This is a genomic window from Rhizobium sp. BK538 (assembly GCF_014197575.1).
Classification (GTDB): Bacteria; Pseudomonadota; Alphaproteobacteria; order Rhizobiales; family Rhizobiaceae; genus Rhizobium.
On sequence record NZ_JACIFT010000001.1, the window covers coordinates 367,674 to 385,178 of the forward strand.

Annotated in this window: 18 protein-coding genes; 13 read left to right on the top strand and 5 right to left on the bottom strand. The window is 59.4% G+C overall.

Translation table 11 applies throughout. The features are described 5' to 3' along the window. Positions 1-12: 12 nt before the first annotated feature. A complete protein-coding gene (locus FHX09_RS01810; protein ID WP_132587920.1) occupies positions 13-1,848 on the bottom strand; it encodes an IlvD/Edd family dehydratase in 1,836 nt (611 codons plus the stop codon). A gap of 117 nt (positions 1,849-1,965) precedes the next feature. Between FHX09_RS01810 and FHX09_RS01815 the strand changes: the two genes are divergently transcribed. Then, positions 1,966-2,874, top strand: a complete 909-nt coding sequence (locus FHX09_RS01815; protein WP_132587919.1) for a LysR family transcriptional regulator — start codon at positions 1,966-1,968, stop codon at positions 2,872-2,874. Between the two features lie 21 nt (positions 2,875-2,895). Here FHX09_RS01815 and FHX09_RS01820 read toward each other — a convergent pair whose 3' ends face one another. Then, entirely contained in the window at positions 2,896-3,804 is a 909-nt protein-coding gene (locus tag FHX09_RS01820) for a helix-turn-helix domain-containing protein (RefSeq protein WP_132587918.1), read from the bottom strand. Positions 3,805-3,890: 86 nt separating this feature from the next. Between FHX09_RS01820 and FHX09_RS01825 the strand changes: the two genes are divergently transcribed. From FHX09_RS01825 to FHX09_RS01850, 6 genes are all read left to right on the top strand, one after another. Beyond that, positions 3,891-5,168, top strand: a complete 1,278-nt coding sequence (locus FHX09_RS01825) for an ABC transporter substrate-binding protein (RefSeq protein ID WP_007796060.1) — start codon at positions 3,891-3,893, stop codon at positions 5,166-5,168. A gap of 76 nt (positions 5,169-5,244) precedes the next feature. Continuing rightward, positions 5,245-6,105 (top strand): sugar ABC transporter permease, encoded by an 861-nt coding sequence (locus FHX09_RS01830; RefSeq protein ID WP_007796063.1) that lies wholly within the window; start codon positions 5,245-5,247, stop codon positions 6,103-6,105. Then, entirely contained in the window at positions 6,102-6,938 is an 837-nt protein-coding gene (locus FHX09_RS01835) for a carbohydrate ABC transporter permease (protein ID WP_132587917.1), read from the top strand. The genes FHX09_RS01830 and FHX09_RS01835 overlap by 4 nt, the downstream gene beginning before the upstream one ends. A gap of 14 nt (positions 6,939-6,952) precedes the next feature. Continuing rightward, positions 6,953-8,038, top strand: a complete 1,086-nt coding sequence (gene ugpC / locus FHX09_RS01840) for a sn-glycerol-3-phosphate ABC transporter ATP-binding protein UgpC (protein WP_132587916.1) — start codon at positions 6,953-6,955, stop codon at positions 8,036-8,038. Between the two features lie 45 nt (positions 8,039-8,083). Continuing rightward, positions 8,084-10,087, top strand: coding sequence for an aldo/keto reductase (locus tag FHX09_RS01845; protein WP_132587915.1), 2,004 nt, complete (start codon positions 8,084-8,086; stop codon positions 10,085-10,087). Between the two features lie 175 nt (positions 10,088-10,262). Continuing rightward, entirely contained in the window at positions 10,263-10,601 is a 339-nt protein-coding gene (locus FHX09_RS01850) for a DUF2147 domain-containing protein (protein ID WP_132587914.1), read from the top strand. 36 nt (positions 10,602-10,637) lie between these two features. On the opposite strand, the gene FHX09_RS01855 is transcribed toward FHX09_RS01850, so the two are convergent. Further along, on the bottom strand, positions 10,638-10,949 hold the full coding sequence (locus tag FHX09_RS01855; RefSeq protein WP_132587913.1) for a hypothetical protein: 312 nt from the start codon (positions 10,947-10,949) through the stop codon (positions 10,638-10,640). A 218-nt stretch (positions 10,950-11,167) separates the two neighbouring features. Between FHX09_RS01855 and FHX09_RS29565 the strand changes: the two genes are divergently transcribed. The 6 genes from FHX09_RS29565 to FHX09_RS01880 all read left to right on the top strand — a co-directional run bounded on the left by FHX09_RS29565 (position 11,168) and on the right by FHX09_RS01880 (position 15,734). Continuing rightward, the gene (locus FHX09_RS29565; RefSeq protein ID WP_132587912.1) at positions 11,168-11,359 is read left to right on the top strand and encodes a hypothetical protein; all 192 of its coding nucleotides are present in this window, start codon (positions 11,168-11,170) and stop codon (positions 11,357-11,359) included. 360 nt (positions 11,360-11,719) lie between these two features. Continuing rightward, positions 11,720-12,730, top strand: coding sequence for a Gfo/Idh/MocA family oxidoreductase (locus FHX09_RS01860; protein WP_132587911.1), 1,011 nt, complete (start codon positions 11,720-11,722; stop codon positions 12,728-12,730). A gap of 10 nt (positions 12,731-12,740) precedes the next feature. Then, positions 12,741-13,838 carry a Gfo/Idh/MocA family oxidoreductase gene (locus FHX09_RS01865; RefSeq protein ID WP_184449188.1) on the top strand — a complete coding sequence of 366 codons (1,098 nt, stop codon included), beginning with the start codon at positions 12,741-12,743 and terminating at the stop codon, positions 13,836-13,838. Positions 13,839-13,842: 4 nt separating this feature from the next. Then, on the top strand, positions 13,843-14,256 hold the full coding sequence (locus tag FHX09_RS01870) for a VOC family protein (RefSeq protein ID WP_184449190.1): 414 nt from the start codon (positions 13,843-13,845) through the stop codon (positions 14,254-14,256). Between the two features lie 111 nt (positions 14,257-14,367). Beyond that, positions 14,368-14,622: a DUF2934 domain-containing protein gene (locus tag FHX09_RS01875; RefSeq protein ID WP_132587908.1), complete on the top strand. Its 255-nt coding sequence runs from the start codon at positions 14,368-14,370 to the stop codon at positions 14,620-14,622. A 110-nt stretch (positions 14,623-14,732) separates the two neighbouring features. Beyond that, positions 14,733-15,734, top strand: coding sequence for a LacI family DNA-binding transcriptional regulator (locus FHX09_RS01880; RefSeq protein WP_184449192.1), 1,002 nt, complete (start codon positions 14,733-14,735; stop codon positions 15,732-15,734). Between the two features lie 37 nt (positions 15,735-15,771). Here the strand turns inward: FHX09_RS01880 and FHX09_RS01885 are convergent, their stop codons facing one another. After that, on the bottom strand, positions 15,772-16,563 hold the full coding sequence (locus FHX09_RS01885) for a transporter substrate-binding domain-containing protein (RefSeq protein WP_007797499.1): 792 nt from the start codon (positions 16,561-16,563) through the stop codon (positions 15,772-15,774). Positions 16,564-16,582: 19 nt separating this feature from the next. Beyond that, on the bottom strand, positions 16,583-17,500 hold the full coding sequence (locus FHX09_RS01890) for a N(4)-(beta-N-acetylglucosaminyl)-L-asparaginase (RefSeq protein WP_184449193.1): 918 nt from the start codon (positions 17,498-17,500) through the stop codon (positions 16,583-16,585). Positions 17,501-17,505 lie beyond the last annotated feature (5 nt).

The following is a 17,505-nucleotide window of genomic DNA, read 5'->3' on the forward strand; positions in this document are numbered from 1 at the left end:
CACGCCGGCGGCTTAGTGGTTATCGCGCGGGATACCCTTGGTCTGTGCGATGCGCTGGTACTTGACGGCGGGCTCGAGCACGGCGCCGGTTTCCATCTGACCGACATAGGTACGCTGGATTTCCTGCCAGGGCGTCTGGCTCTCCGGATAGACATAGCCACCGGCTGCCTCGAGCGCCTTGCGCCGTTCGGCAAGCTCCTCGTTGCTGATGAGGATGTCGGCCGTCCCCTTCTTGAGGTCGATGCGAACCTGATCACCGGTCTTCAGCAGTGCGAGCCCACCGCCAGCTGCCGCTTCCGGCGAAGCGTTGAGAATCGAGGGGGAGCCGGACGTGCCGGACTGACGACCGTCACCGATGCAGGGCAGGGAGCTGATACCCTGCTTCAAGAGGTAGTCGGGCGCGCGCATGTTGACGACCTCGGCTGCACCGGGATAGCCGATCGGGCCGGCTCCGCGCATGAAGAGGATCGTCGAGGCGTCGATCGCCAGCGACGGGTCGTCGATGCGGTGATGGTAATCCTCCGGTCCGTCGAAGACGACCGCGCGGCCAACGAAGGCTTCTGGATCGTTCGGGTTGGAGAGGTAACGTTGACGGAATTCAGGCGAGATCACGCTCGTCTTCATGATTGCGGACGAGAAGAGATTGCCGCGCAGGACGCGGAAGCCGGCACGCTCCTTCAGCGGGCGCTCGAACGGGCGAATGACCTTGTCGTCTTCGATCGTCGCCGTTGTGTAGTTCTCGCCGACAGTCTTGCCGTTGACGGTCATCGCACTTGTATTGAGGAGATCATGCTTGATCAGTTCGCCCATCACGGCAGGAACGCCACCGGCATGGTAGTAGTCCTCGCCGAGATATTCGCCGGCCGGCTGCAAGTTGACGAGGAGCGGAATTTCCTCGCCGTAGGTCTGCCAGTCGTCGACCGTCAGTTCAACGCCGACATGGCGTGCCAGAGCGTTCAGGTGGATCGGCGCGTTGGTGGAACCACCGATTGCGGAGTTGACCTTGATCGCGTTGATGAAGGCTTCCTTGGTCAGGATGTCGGACGGCTTGAGGTCTTCGCGCACCATCTCGACGATGCGCAGGCCGGTTTCGTAGGAAACTTCCTGACGGTCGCGGTAGGGGGCCGGAATTGCCGCGCCACCCGGCAGCTGCATGCCCAGCGCTTCGGCAAGCGAGTTCATTGTCGTCGCCGTGCCCATCGTGTTGCAGTAGCCGGTCGAGGGTGCGGAGGATGCGACGAGCTTGACGAAGCCCTGATAGTCGATTTCTCCGCGCGCCATCATTTCGCGGGCCTTCCAGACAATTGTGCCGGAGCCCGTACGCTCGCCGCGGAACCAGCCGTTCAGCATTGGACCGACCGAGAGCGCGATCGCCGGAATGTTGACGGTGGCCGCGGCCATGAGACAGGCCGGCGTCGTCTTGTCGCAACCGATCGTCAGGACTACGCCGTCGAGCGGATAGCCGTAGAGAACCTCGACGAGGCCGAGATAGGAGAGGTTGCGGTCGAGACCGGCGGTCGGGCGCTTGCCGGTTTCCTGGATCGGATGCACCGGGAATTCAATGGCGATACCGCCAGCGTCACGAATGCCTTCGCGAACGCGCTTGGCAAGCTCGATATGGTGACGATTGCACGGCGACAGGTCCGAGCCAGTCTGTGCGATACCGATGATCGGCCTTCCCGACTGCAGCTCTTCCTGGCTCAGACCGAAGTTCATGTAACGCTCCAGGTAGAGCGCGGTCATGTCAGGGTTTGCCAGATTGTCGAACCAGGCCTTGGAGCGAAGCTGGCGCGATCCGTCCTGCTCTTGAACTGCGTTCTGATTCGGGGAGGGATTCTTCTCAACCACGATGAATTTCCTTGCTTTGAAGTCGCTGTTGTCATGCACTTAGCTGATCGATACAGGAATGTATAATCAGTCTTTCGCATTTTGATATGCAAATATCTTATATCGAGTGAGGCAATCGTGGGATTAGATGGTTTCAGACTGCGGCACCTGAAGATGCTCGTGGCGCTCAGCGAGCACGGCAAGCTCGGCGTCGTTGCCGAAATGTTTGGCATCTCGCAACCGGCCCTGTCGAGAACCCTCAATGAGCTGGAGCAAATGTCTGGGCACCAGCTCTTCGAACGACACAATCGTGGCCTCGTCCCCACCCCTCAGGGCGAAGTGATCGTTCGCCACGCCAAGATGCTGATCTCCGAAGCACAACGCGCAGAATATGAAATGGTGGTCGCAGCTGCCGGGCAGGGCGGCAGCGTGGCATTCGGCACGATCATGACGCCGGCAGCCGATTACGTTGCCCCTGCGCTGAAACGGATCTTCCAAACCCACCCGACGATCGACATCAGCATCTCCGTTGGCAGCAGTGACGTGCTTCTCGAGGATGTGCTGAACAGAAGGCTCGACTTTGCCGTCTGCCGCATTCCAGGTGGCATGAACCCCCTCTGGTTCGACTATCTGCCGGTCGGCCAGGAGACGCTGCGTGTCATCGTGGCCGTGGATCACCCGCTCTCGGCCAAGCCTGTCGTCACCGAGGACGATCTCAGGCACCAGAGCTGGGTGCTCCAGCCGCATGGCTCGTTCCTTCGACAGGTCATTGATGATTTCATCCGTCGTCACGGCATCGTGCCAGCAAGCGTCGTTTCGACTTCAGATGCACTTTTGACCATGTTGCTGATATTGCAGAGCCAGCGGCTCGGCATCTTTGCCGAGCCCGTGGCAGCCCTGCTCGAGCGGCATGGTCTCGTCAAGGCGCTGCAGATAGAGGGCGATATCTCCGTCCCAGGGTTTGGCCTCGTCAAACTCAAGGAACGCGAACTGTCTGCCTCCGCCGAGCTTGTCTACAATGTGTTTGCCACAACGCGAAACCCTTGATGCGCCGCGGCCCCTCGTAGCCTAAGGCGCATACTGCGTGACCATGCGCGCATCGCGGCGGAAATCGGAAGGTGACATGCCCGCAATATGGCGAAACGACTTGTTGAAGGCGCTGATCGAGCCGAATCCGCTGTCCATTGCGACCTGCAACACGTTTGCCTCGTCGTTCATCAACATCGCTTGCGCGCGCGACAGGCGCAGGAGATTGACATATTTGCTGAGCGTCATGCCGGTCGTCTTCTTGAACAGGTTCATCGCATATTTCGGGTGAAGGTCGGCCGCACGAGCGATATCGACCGAATCAATTTCCTGTAGGAAGTTGACGGCGATGAAGTCGCACATGCGCGCCACGCTGCGCGAGGATTGCGGATAGCACTGCTCGATATCGTCAGCATCCGTCGGACCGAGTGTCGGAATCATGGAATAGGGCTCCAGGGCGATTCGCTCCACCCGCAACAGCATCTCGTCGACGGCGTGCTGCGCCTTGGCAGGGTCGCCTGACTTGGCGTAGCGCACCCAGCGTGGAAAGTTTTCCCGGTCGGCGGCGTCGGTTGCCGAGGTGAACAGGATCTCGCCCTTCATCAGGCGGCTGGAAATGTTGATCGGCAGGCGCATGCGGAAGAAGTAGACGAGCGGAAGATGCCCGCCGGCATAGATCGCGTCCTCGGAGCAATCGTCCATCTGGTGCGGCTGCCCGCCCCAGAACAGGCACATGTCGCCCGCCCGCATGGTGATTTCGCAACCATTCACGCGATAGTGGACGCTCCCCTGCATGATGTAGTTCACTTCAACCTGTACATGCCAATGCGGCATCAACATGACTGGCGGGTGGTTGTGAAACATCTGAAGGGCCGTCGGCAACCCTTCGATACTGCTTGCTCCCGGCTGATAGACAGCCCGCCTTACGATCTTACTTTCCGCCAAATCCATGTTCCCTTTTTAGGAGACAGCGGCTCCCTTCCAGATAGTCTAGCCGCGTTCACTAAGGGACGGCAATTGAAAAGGGAGGATTTTCAATGCGCTTCAAACTTATCGGTGCGACCGCTGTAGTCGCGCTGCTTGCTTCCGGTTCTGCGTTCGCGCAGCAGTCGGGCAATCTCACCATCTGGAGCTGGAATATCGCCGCATCGGCGCTGAAGTCCACGCTCGAGGGCTTCAACAAGCAGCATCCGGACATCAAGGTCACGGTCGAGGACCTCGGCAACCAGCAGGTGTTCGACAAGATGCTGGCTGCCTGCGCTGCCGGCGGCGAAGGACTGCCGGACATCGTCAGCGTCGAGAATTTCGAGGCGGAAATCTTCTGGAGCCGCTTTCCCGACTGCTTCGCCAACCTGAAAGAGCTGGGCTACACCCCAGAAATTCAGGCAAAGTTCCCAGACTTCAAGCGCACCGAGCTAGAAGTCGGGGATGTTGCCTACGCCATGCCCTGGGATTCGGGCCCGGTCGCTGTCTTTTATCGCCGCGACTTCTATGAAAAGGCAGGCGTTGATCCGTCGACCATCAAGACCTGGGACGATTTCATTGCAGCCGGCAAGAAGATCTCCGCAGCCAATCCGGGCGTCGTCATGGCGCAAGCTGACTTCAACGGCGACAGCGAATGGTTCCGCATGATTTCCAACGAGCAGGGCTGCGGCTACTTCTCGACGGATGGCCAGACGATTACCATCAATCAGCCGGCCTGCGTTGCGACGCTCGAAAAGGTCAAGCAGATGAAGGACGCCGGCACGCTGACGGCAGCCATCTGGGATGAGAAGATACAGGCCAATACGGCAGGAAAGGCGGCCAGCCAGATGTATGGCGGCTGGTACGAGGGCACGATCAGGTCCGGCTCCCCCGATCTTTCCGGCAAGTGGGGCGTCTACACGATGCCAAGCCTGACGGCCGATGGCCCGCATGCGGCAAACCTCGGTGGTTCGTCGCTCGCAATCGCTGCCAACTCGCAGAACAAGGAAGCCGCCTGGACCTACATCAACTACGCTCTTGGCACCAATGAGGGCCAGGTGACGATGCTGAAGTCCTTCGGTCTCGTTCCGTCGCTTTTGACCGCCGTTCAGGACCCGTTCGTCAACGAGCCGCAACCTTTCTGGGGCGGGCAGAAGGTCTGGGTCGATATCCTGTCGACCCTCCCGAAGATCGTTCCGAGCCGCGGCACGGCTTTCCAGACGGACGCCGACTCGATCTACAGGGCAGCGCAGACGAAGTACTTCGCCGGCGGCTACCCCGACGCGAAGGCCGCGCTCGATGACGCCGCAAACCAGATCGCCACGGCGACAGGTCTTCCCATTGCGAAATGAGTAACGGTGCCGGGCGTGGCAACGCGCCCGGCCTCCATCCTGAGGGGTGGCTCGTCTCGTCTGTGAGGAGAATACAATGCCGATCCGCAACCGGAACGCTTACGCCTTTCTTGCGCCCTACCTCTTGATCTTTGCCACCTTCTGGATCTGGCCGATCATCAGTTCGTTTCTGACCTCGTTTCAGAATACCCGCGTCAATCCATGGAAATTCAGTCTTTCCATTAACTGGGGTCGTCTCATCGGCGATCCGGCCTTTTATAACGCGCTCTACAACACGCTGATCATCCTGGTCATCCAGGTCCCGGTCATGATCATGCTTGCCACCGTAATGGCGGTGCTGTTGAACTCGCCGCTCTTAAAGGCGCGGCCGCTGTTCCGCTTCGCCTTTTTCGCGCCCGTCGTCGTTGGCGAGGTGGCCTATTCTGCGGTCTTCCGCCTGATGTTCAGTTTCGATTTCGGGATCGTCAACAAGATCATCACCTTGGTCGGTCTTCCAGCCGTTTCCTGGTTCGACAATGCCAACGCTGCCATGACCCTGATCATCATTGCGGTGACCTGGCGTTGGGCGGGATATAACGCGATCATCATTCTCGCCGGCCTGCAATCCATTCCTGACGACGTCTACGAGGCGGCAACGCTCGATCGCGTCAGCAAGACACAGCAGTTCTTCCACATCACGCTGCCGCTCTTGAAGCCGATCATCCTGTTTTGCGTCATCCTGTCGGTCATCGGCACCATGCAGCTCTTTACCGAACCATTCCTCATCACCAATCGCGGCGGTCCGGGAGGTGGAACGGAAACGCTTGGCCTTCTCCTTTATCGCGAGGGCTTCCGCTCGCTCAATTTCGGCTATGCCTCGGCCGTCGCCTACACGATGGCGGCGCTGGCGGTCGCGATCTCACTCTTCAACCTCTGGATCGGAAGGGAGCCCAAATGAGATCGAAGTCTCAATCGCTGCTGCTCCGGCAGGTCGCCCTCCACGCCGTCCTGACGCCGCTGGCCATAATCTGGCTGTTTCCGCTCTGGATGATGTTCGTCTTCTCGACGATGTCGGACTTCGGCATATTCAGCCCCGAGATCGTGCTCTGGCCGTCGACCAACTTCGTCGAGAATTTCAAGAACCTGCAGGCCGATACCGACTTCATCCGCGCCATGTTCATCTCCATCGGCGTTGCGGTGATCTACACGTTCCTGTCGGTGCTTCTGACCTCGATGGCCGGCTGGGCGCTGGCCCGCTATCGCTTCGTCGGGCGGTCGATCGTCATTGGCATCATTCTCGGGACGATCACGCTGCCCTTTGCCGTCGTTGTCATTCCGCAGTTCATCATGGTGGCCCGCGAATTCAGGCTGGCTAATACCTGGATTGCGCTGATTGTCCCACCGCTCTTCAACTCGCTCGGAGTGCTGTTCATGCGCCAGGCCTTCTCGATGATGCCTGGGGAACTCTTCGATGCCGCGCGTGTCGAAGGCGTCAAGGAATGGCAGATCTTCCTTCGGATCGCACTGCCCCTCGCAAGGCCGACGATGGCGGCGCTTGCCATCATCCTCTTCCTGCACTCCTGGAACAATTACCTCTGGCCGCTGCTCATCAACTCCAGGCCGGGGATGATGACGGCACCGGTGGCGCTTGGCACGCTGATTGGTCTGACCAAGGTATCGTGGGGAGGGATCATGGCGGGAGCAATAATGCTGACGGCGCCGATCCTTGTCGTCTTCGTGCTCCTGCAGCGCCACTTCATCGCCGGCATCGCGGCCGGCGCAGTCAAGTAATCGGAAAACGTCTGATGTCTGAACTTTCGTTGAAAAATGTCGTCAAGCGCTTCGGCGCGCTGGCAATCATCCATGGCGCCAATCTTGAGGTAAAGGACGGCGAGTTTGTCGTCTTCGTCGGCCCCTCCGGTTGCGGCAAGTCGACACTGCTTCGCATGATAGCCGGTCTTGAGGACATCTCGGGCGGCGAGATCAACATTGGCGGCACGGTCGTCAACGATGTCGAGCCGGCCGATCGCGGCATCGCCATGGTCTTCCAGTCCTACGCTCTCTACCCGCACATGACGGTCGAGGAGAACCTGAGCTTCGGTCTGCGCATGAACGGCAACCCGAAACAGGACACGGAAAAGCGCGTCAAGCATGCAGCCAACATTCTGCAGATCAATGAGCTGATGCATCGCCGCCCGAAGCAACTATCAGGCGGCCAGCGCCAGCGCGTTGCGATTGGCCGCGCCATCGTGCGCGAACCACAGGTTTTCCTCTTCGACGAGCCGTTGTCGAACCTCGATGCGGAATTGCGCGTGCAGATGCGTGTCGAGATCTCCCGTCTTCACAAGCAGCTTGGCACGACAATGATCTATGTCACGCATGACCAAACGGAGGCGATGACGCTCGCCGACAAGATCGTCGTCCTGCGTGCAGGCAATATCGAGCAGGTCGGTGCGCCGCTCGACCTCTACGATGATCCCGCCAACCAGTTCGTCGCCGGCTTCGTCGGTTCGCCGAAGATGAACTTCCTCGAAGCAGAGATCATCGAAAAGGACGGTGCAACCGCGACGATTGCGCTTGCGGGTGACAGGAATGTCCGCCTGAACATGCCCGTGGGCAGCTCGGTCATGCCCGGCACACAGGTGACGCTCGGCATCCGGCCGGAGCATTTTGTCGACGCCGGGCAGGGTGAGGCAGATCTCACCGTGACGATCGACGTCGCCGAGCATCTTGGCAACACAAGCTACATCTATGCGACCACGGCAGGCGGCGAGCCGCTCATTATCGAGCGCCCGGAATCGCGCGCTGCCGGCAATCGCGACACACTGACCGTCGGCCTGAGCGCCCACCGCATCTTTCTGTTCGATGGCGACGGCAACCGCCTGCGCTGACTGTAAACCTCATCCCAAGATTTATGCAATGAAGAGGAATTCCCTATGAGCACAGACCAACCGATCCGTTGGGGCATTATCGGCCCGGGCACGATCGCCCGCACCTTTGCGGACGGCATCGCGCATTCGCGGACGGGAAAACTCGTCGCCATTGCCACCCGCAACCCGCAAAAGCCCGGACTCGGCGAGAACTTCCCCGGCGCCCGCATCGTCAATGGGTATGATGCGCTGTTGGCGGACGCAGAAATCGACGCGATCTATATCGCAACCCCACATACCGGTCATGCCGAATGGGCAATCAAGGCTATCCGCGCCGGCAAGCACGTTCTTGTCGAAAAGCCGATTGCACTTTCCGCGTTCGACGCCGATGCGATCTATCACGAAGCCAAGAAGGCCGGCGTCTTTGCCGGCGAGGCCTTCATGTATCGCGTTCACCCGCAAACGGCCAAGATCGTCGAACTGATCACAGGCGGTGTCATCGGCAGCGTGCGCATCATCCGCTCGAGCTTCGGTTTCAACATGGGCTCGTTCAAGCCCGAGCATCGGCTTTTTGCCAACGAGACGGCCGGCGGCGGTATCCTCGATGTCGGAGGCTATCCGGTCTCCATGGCACGGTTGATCGCAGGAACTGTCGAAGGCAAGCCGTTCCTCGAGCCGGAAAGGGTCTCAGGCGTCGGTCACCTCGGTCAATCGGGGGTGGATGAGTGGGCGTCCGCCGTTTTGAAATTTCAAAACGGCGTCATCGCCGAAGTGTCCTGCTCGATCATGGCCCAGCAAGACAATACGCTGCGCATCATCGGCTCGGAAGGGCGCATCGAGGTCAAGGATTTCTGGTTTGCCTCCGGCCACAAGGGCGGCACTGGCAGGATCGAGATCTTCAAGGGCAACGAGCAGCAGACGATCGAGGTCAAGGAAGACCGCTGGCTCTATTCCTTTGAGGTCGATGCAGCCGGCGATGCGATCCGCGCCGATGAAAAGGAATTCCGCGCACCCGGCATGAGCTGGGCCGACTCGGTCGGAAACCTGCGTGTTCTTGATCAATGGCGGGCCTCGATTGGTCTGGAATACGGCGTCGAGAAGGCGGACAAGCGAACCGCGAACATCGCAGGTGGTGCGGTTCGGCGCGGAAACAGCATCCCGCAGCGCCAGATTCCCGGCATTTCGAAGCCGGCTTCGCTCGTCACGCTCGGCTTCGAATTCTTCCCGAACTTTGCTGCCGCGTCTCTGACCCTCGACGCATTCTACGAGGCGGGCGGCAATGTCTTCGACACGGCCTTCGTCTATGGTGGGGGCAAGACCGAGAGCATCTTTGGCGACTGGCACACCAGCCGGAAGGTGCCGCGCGAGGAGATCGTGCTGATCGGCAAGGGCGTCCATTCCCCGCTCTGCTATCCCGATGTCATCGCCAAGCAGCTCGACCAGTCGCTGAACCGTCTGAAGACCGACTATGTCGATATCTACTTCATGCATCGAGACAATACCGATATTCCGGTTGGCGAGTTCGTCGATGCCATGGACGCAGAGGTCAAGCGCGGTCGCATTCGTGGCATCTTCGGCGGATCGAACTGGACGCGCGAGCGCGTGGACGAAGCCGCAGCCTACGCCGCCAAGAATGGCAAGACGGCGCCGGCTGCCCTTTCCAACAACTTCTCGCTTGCCGAGATGCTCGATCCGATCTGGGCTGGATGCGTGGCGGCTTCCGATGACGGCTGGAAGAAATGGCTGAATGCCAAGCAGATCCCGAACTTTGCATGGTCGAGCCAGGGACGCGGCTTCTTTACGGAGCGCGCCGGACGCGACAAGCGCGATGATGAGGAAATTGTCCGTTGCTGGTATTCGGATCGCAATTTCGAGCGCCGGGACCGGGCAATCGAGCTCGCAAACAAGCTCGGACGCAGCCCGATCCACATCGCGCTCGCCTATGTAATCGCCCAGCCGTTCCCGGTCATTCCGCTGATCGGACCGCGCACCATCGCCGAGTTGGAAGACAGCCTCTCGGCGCTCGACATCAAGCTGACACCGGAACAGGTGAAGTGGCTGGAAGCGTGACGCGATAGCAACGATCGCCCGGGGCTTTGGGCGCCAGTCCCGGGCGTGTGGCTTCACTTCCCTCATGCACAAAGGACCACTGGACGCTGGAGCAGGACACCTTCGGGGCGTATAGTCGAAAGCTTTAGGTCGGACCAGCGGCCCCACCCTGACAGTCAATAGGGGAGCGAAAACGATGAAACGGCTGGTATTGACCACGGCGTCGATGACGCTCGTGGCCTTTGGTGTTTTGGCTCAAGAGCCTGTCGTCGGCACCTGGAAGACTCAAGTCGGCACCACTGCGGCCATCGACGAATGCGCGCAGGGCTACTGCATCACGATGAAGACGGGCAACAATGCGGGCAAGCGCATCGGCTCGTTCCAGGGCAGTAACGGTAACTTCACCGGAACCATCGTGGAGCCGGAGAGCAAAAAGACTTTCACGGGAGTGCTCACACTCAGTGGCGACACGGTGCACATGCGCGGCTGCACGATGAAGGTGATCTGCGTCTCGCTGATCTGGACGCGGTTGTAACTGCGAGTGGAACTATGCCGGCTGCTTTGTGCGCTGCTAGTTCCGGCGCTTCAGCCCGTCGATAACCTGCCGGTATTCCTCGGCGATGGAGATTGCCGCTTTTGCGACCACCGGACTGATCGATTTGCGGTCAATGGCGTGCGAGCAGGCTTCGAATACACCGCGCAGCTCGCGTTCGATCCATGAGAGCTCCGGGTATTGCTCCACCAATACCTGCGGAAGAAATTTTGCCTTTGCTTTCATTGACTTGGATCTAACGATGATGCTGGGATCTGCAGACGTGACATCGAGAATGGCTGCTTCGAGTTGTCCAGTGGCGCTGACGATATCGGTAACCAAGGCCGTCATTTTTCCCTCCTAACAAAGGAACCCCTGAAAAATACCATGCATTCCTCGTGCCAAACTGGTGGCCGGAAGGTTTTGCGACTGCCAAAGTTGGGCTGGTGGCAGAAAGGTTGCCATTGGCGGCCATCGATGACGAAGTATTGATGGCACACGCTGTTTTCCCAGTCTCACCGGGACCTAGTTTCTGTCCAGTTGGTGGCAAACTATGTCGTGAGGATGACATGAAAACGCTTCGAAGGATGATGTGCCTCGGGATGGTCGTTGCAATCGCGGGCGTCGCAACAGCGTGTTCGACAAGCTCAGACGCTCCTCGAACAACGGGGTCGGTTGGGTATGGTGCTCACAACGCAGACTTTGCATTGCGGCCAGCGTGCAGCGGTGGATTTGGTAATGATCGTCCCTGTAGCTACTAAGCGTTGGGCGCGGTGCTTGGCCCAGGCTTGTTCGACTGCGAGCCGTCGAGAGCCTTGATTATTTGAAGCCCTGCCGCAACGCCACGACACATAGGAATTCAGCGATCCGGATGTACGTAGCGGAGAAGAGTTCGTTCGAGGGGCCGGCCTTCAGACCCAATACTTCTCACACAAATAAATAACTATTTAGATACAAAAAATTCCATTGTAAATTCCGTACCTTAATGGAACAGCGCCGGACTTTCGTCAATTGTCCGACCTTGACAGCGTGTGGGTTTGGCTGTCTGTTTCAGCCAGAGGAGGCCGCCCAGGACTCAAAAAGCCGGGGCGTTTGGAATTTTCCAGGAGGACATTGCTGTTATGTTGAGATTTGCCGTCGTCGGGATCGATCATGGACACACGTTCGATCACGTGAAGGGCCTGCTTGCGGCGGGTGCAGAATTCGTCGGATATTGCCCGCAGACCTCGGTGCCTGCGCTGTTGGAAACCTTCAAGAGAACCTATCCGGATGCCCCGCAGATCGCTCGCGACGCTATCTTCGCGGATCCGTCGATCGACGTGATCTGCATCGCCGCAATCCCGCGTGACCGCGCAGGATTGGCCATCCGCGCGATGAAGGCTGGCAAGGACGTAATGACCGATAAGCCCGGTGTGACGACATTTGCGCAGCTGGAGGAAGTCAAACGCACCGTCGCCGAAACCGGCCGCATCTTTTCGATCTGCTTTTCCGAGCGCCATTGCGTGCGATCCGCCGTCAAGGCGGGCAAGCTCGTCAAAGAAGGGGCGATCGGTACGGTGATCCAGACGCTCGGTATGGGGCCGCACAGGCTGCAATTGCCGACACGGCCGAACTGGTTCTTCGATCCGGAGCAGTTCGGTGGCATCATCGTCGATATCGCCTCGCACCAGGTCGATCAGTTCCTCTTTTATACGGGATCGACGAGCGGTGAAGTCGTGGCAAGCTCGGTTGGCAATTTCGGCATGCCCGACAAGCCTGCATTCCAGGACTTCGGCGAGGTGCTGCTGCGCTCCGAGAAAGCCTCGGGCTATGTGCGTGTCGACTGGTTTACGCCGGAGGCACTGCCGACTTGGGGCGATGGCCGCCTGACCATCCTTGGTACGGAGGGCTATATCGAGCTGCGTAAATACATCGACATCGCCGGACGGCCGGGCAAGGACCACCTCTTCCTCGTCAACGGCAAGGAGATGACGCACATCGATTGCAGCAGCGAGAAACTCGACTATTTCGATGCCTTCGCTGCCGATGTGCGCGACCGCACCGAGACGGCGATGCCCCAGGCTCATGTCTACGAGGTCTGCCGCCTTTCGCTGGAAGCACAATCGAAGGCCGCGCGCCTGGGTCATCGCTAGGGAAGCTGTCATGTCCAAGAAGTTTCGCGTCGGTATCATCGGGGCGGGGATCGCCTCCCGCCACCTGACAGGCTTTGTCTGGAACAAGGAGCTGTTTGACGTTGCCGTCCTTTGCTCGCTCGACGAGGACCGCGGCCGGGCGCTTTGCGAGGAGTTCGGTATTCCCGAATATACCCAGGATGCCGAGACGATGATCGCTCGCTCCGATCTCGATATCATCGACATCTGCACCCCGCCAAGTTCGCATTTCGAGCTATGCCGCAAGGCGATCGAAGCCGGAAAGCACGTCATCTGCGAAAAGCCGCTGTTCGGCTCGATAGCTGAAGTCGACGAGATGGCCCGCATTGTCGCGCGCGCCGAAGGTCCGCGACTGATGCCGATCTTTCAGTATCGCTACGGCTCGGGACTTCAAAAGCTGAAAATGCTGATCGATCTCGGCCTGACCGGCACTCCATTCCTCACCACAATCGAAACCCATTGGTGGCGCGGCCCGGACTATTATGCCGTCCCGTGGCGGGGAAAATGGGTAACCGAGCTGGGTGGCGGTCTGCTTGGCCACGCGATCCACGCGCACGATATGCTGAACTATGTGCACGGCGCATGCGCCGAAATCTTCTCCTACGGGGCGACACTGGTCAATCCGATCCAGGTCGAGGATACGGCAGCCCTTTCGGTGAAGATGAAGAACGGTTCGTTGGCGACGCTGTCGATGACGCTCGGCTCCCGAAAGGAAATCTCCCGGCTGCGGTTCTGCTTCTCCGATCTCGTCGTCGAGAGCATTGTCGAGCCTTACACAATGGGTCGAGACCCCTGGAGCTTCATTGCCGGGACGGAAGAGCATCAGAAGCGCGTCGACGAGGCGCTGGCAGGTTATGTCGTCAAGGAAGACGGCTACACCAGACAGTTCGAACTCTTCCATCATACATTGACCACCGGCGGCGAGCCACCGGTGACGTTGGAAGATGCTCGCAACTCACTGGAGCTGGTGACCGCCGCATATCATTCGCAGCGCACTGGCAAGCCGACGCTGCTGCCCATCCTCTCCGACCATCCGCTCTACCATTCCTGGCTGCCGGAAGAAGAGCGACGCCAGGCAGCCGGAGCCTGAGCCGATGATCAAAAGCTTCGAGCATGTCGGCATGGTGACCGCAGACATGGACCGGTCGCTTGCCTTCTACCGTGATCTCCTTGGCCTGCGTCTTCATTTGCGCAAGACGATGGCCAACGGCACGGAAGTGGCTTTTCTCGATACCGGTGGCGGCATGCTTGAGATCTTCGCCCCGCCCGGTGGCGCCACACCTGCCTTAGACCTCCCGCGGGCCACATCGGGCGTGCTGCATATTACTTTCCTAGTCGAAAGCGTTGATGAGAGCTTCGCAAAGCTGGAGGCGGAAGGCGTGGAGATCAAGGAGAGGCCGCGCCCAGCCGTCAATTCTGAGGTGCTGGATCGAGTGGCCTTTCTTCGCGATCCCGACGGCATCATCGTCGAGCTCGCGGAACGCCGTGATGAATTGAAGCGCATCTGATCCCCACAAACATGCCGACGGCAGGAACATTTTTGCGTTGCGGTAACGACTCCGTAATGCTGATTTGTCAGCCTGAAGGAGACGATACATTCCTTCATGGCTGGGGTTGGCATGTCACGCAGCAAGGACGACTGGATCAATCAGCGTGCTTATGCACTCTGGGAAGCCGAAGGGCGGCCGGAAGGTCGCAGCGGCGAACATTGGCAGCAGGCCGCACTGGAATACCAACAATTGGAACTGACCCGCGCTTCCGTTGACGGCAGCGACCTCATCGAGCGCCTGCGGGCAATGGGTCGCCTGATGCACGCGAAGGACGTTGAAAATGGCATTGATGTCGCCTCGCACGGACAAACAGCATCTGCGTGATCGACGGGCCGGTGCCTGATGATTGCTGACCGCCAAGAAACGAAAGATTACCATAGCCGAAGCACGCGACGTTGCGATATCACCCTGCCAAAGGTGGAAAGCTCTCGATCATGAATCACGATAGTAACCGTGACGCTCCTCCCACGATTGCCGATGTCGCGCGTTTGGCGGGTGTGTCGCGTGCGGTCGCCAGCCGGGCGCTTTCCAACGAACCGCGGCCAGTATCCTCCGAGAAGCGAGAGCGCGTGATCGCTGCGGCTGCAAGCCTCGGCTATAAGCCGAACCTGTTGGCACAGAGCCTGACCACCAAGACCGTCAATCTCGTGGCCGTCGTGGTTAATCACATCCACGATCTCTCGGACCTCGACCTGTTTGACCGGCTCATCGATCAGGTCCAAATGGTCGGCAAGCAGGTCATCCTGATCCGCATCGGATCGGTCGCGCGCGTCGAAGAGTTCCTGCGCAATGGCGTCGCCTACCATGTCGACGCTGCGCTGGTGTTTTCGGATTTTGCGGACGCGTCGACCGTCCGGCGGATGTTCCGCTCCGATCATGTCATCATGCTGAACGGCCTTCACGACGAGTTTTCTCCCGTGATCATCCCGGATGAGCATGCTGGCATCGCCGAAGCCGTCGCGGATGCCGCATCCAAGGGTGTGCGCAGGACCGTTCTTGTGACCGGACGTGCGTCCTCTCCGGTCGAGCAGGCGCGGATTCGCTCCTACCAGGAAGCCTTTTTGCGCTACGGCATCAATCTCGTACGAAGGATCCAGGGCGACTATTCCTATGAAAGCGGGCATGCGGCGGCCACGGAACTCACGGGCGTTGACCTTTTCGATGCTGTCTTTTGCACATCCGATGCGATGGCGATGGGCATCTTGGACGTCCGCCGGACCGACTTTCCCGATGGCCGTCCCTCGCGCTTCCGGCTTTATGGTTTCGACAACCTGTCACTGACCGATTTCGACGCCTATCCGATCTCTTCGATCGGCTACGACAAGGCGCTCTATGTCCGCCATATTGTCGATTCAGTTGCCAACCCCGGCAATTTCACGCCAGGCCAGCTGCCGGTGACAGTGCCGACACGTTTCGTGCCACGCCTGACGGGCTAACGAGCAACGGGCCGCCCGAAGGCGGCCCGCGATCATTTTACCACTGAGGATTGAGGGCAGGGGGGTTGGATTCTGCACCCCACCACTTTTTGTAGTTCGCCGCATAGGCGCCCGACTGGATGTAATCGGAAACAAACATGTCGAGCCAGCGCACGAATTCCGGATCACCCTTGGCGACGGCAATGCCGATCGGATCGTTGGAATAAAGGCCCGGCAGGGTCACGAGCGACGGGGTCTTGGTCGCGAGATAATCGAGCAGCGACGAATCCTCGATTGCCGCATCGACGCGCTTCTGCTGCAACTGAAGGACTCCGTCCGGAGCAAACTGATCGACGTAGACGAGCTGCGCATCTGGAACGGCGGTCTTGAGGAAGTTTTCGCCCGTCGTGCCGCGACCAACGACGACCTTCTTGCCGGCGAGGTCCTTCAGTTCCTTGATGCCCGCATCCTTCTGAACGATGACGCGTAGGCCAGCCCGATTGTAAGGGATCGTGAAATTCACTGTCTTGGCGCGCTCGAGCGTTGCCGAGGTGTTGGCGACGGCGACGTCGATCTGGCCCGAAACGAGCATCGAGATACGAGCATCGCCTGAGACGTCGACGAACTCGACCGGCACACCGAGCTTCTGGGCAAGCTGTGTTGCGACATCGACGTCGTAACCGACTGGATTGTTCTGCGCGTCACGGAAGCCAATCGGCTCGCCGCCGAGCGACACGCCGATGCGAACGGTGCCCCGCGAGCGGATATCGTCGATCATCCCGGCGAAGGACGGAAATGCCGAGCCAGCCGCGATGGCCAGGGCGGCAAGGGTAGTCAGAATGCGCTTCATGGTTCATTCCCTCTTTTAGTTATGCCAGTTTCGCTGCCCGCAATTCCGGTTCGGGCATCGAGTCCTCCCAGAGCCAGTACCGAATCTCGCCCTCGCATCTGAAATTCACGACCTCGTGGTTTCCTTTGGCATCGACCGCGTGGATCACGACGCCGGCCAGGAATCCGGTGGAGAGTTCATTGAGCTCATCGACGGCGAGCTTCACAGCGTCGGACAGCGAATAGCCAAGCTTCATCGCAAGAACCACCGTGCGCGCCGTCGAACAGCGCATCGTCATTTCGCCAGTATGCGTGCAGGCGGCCGCCCCATAGCGGCTGTCGGCATAGAAGCCAGCGCCGGGGATCGGGCTGTCGCCAAGACGGCCCGGATATTTCCATGCCCAACCCGATGTCGACGTCGCGGCATGGATGCCGCGTTTGGGATCGGCCGACAAGAAGACGGTCGTGTCGCGAACGCGCTCCGGATCGGTGATGGCGCGGCTGAGAGGCGCCAGCGGAATATTTGGAAACTTCGCCAGATCCTCCGGCGAGAGCTCCTTTTCCAGTCGCTCCCACCAGACCCGCTTGCTGTCCTCAAACAACACCTCGTCATGCGAGAAACCGATTTCACTGGCAAAGCGACGTGCGCCATCGCCAGTCAGCATAACGTGGGGAAGGCGCTTCATGACCTCATGAGCAAGGCGAGCCACTGGAAGTGTATTTGGAACGGCGCCGACCGTGCCGACCTCACGTGTATTGCCGTCCATCACCGCCGCATCCAGCTCCATATTGCCAAGCATATTGGGCCAACCGCCGTACCCAACGCTGCGAACCTTCACTTCGCTTTCTACCTTGCTGATCCCCGCAACCATCGCATCCAGGCTGATTGCACCATCACGCAACATTTCGACGGATGTCGGAAAACCCGGCCAGGCTTCTTTATTGGCCAAAAGGAGCATCTAGA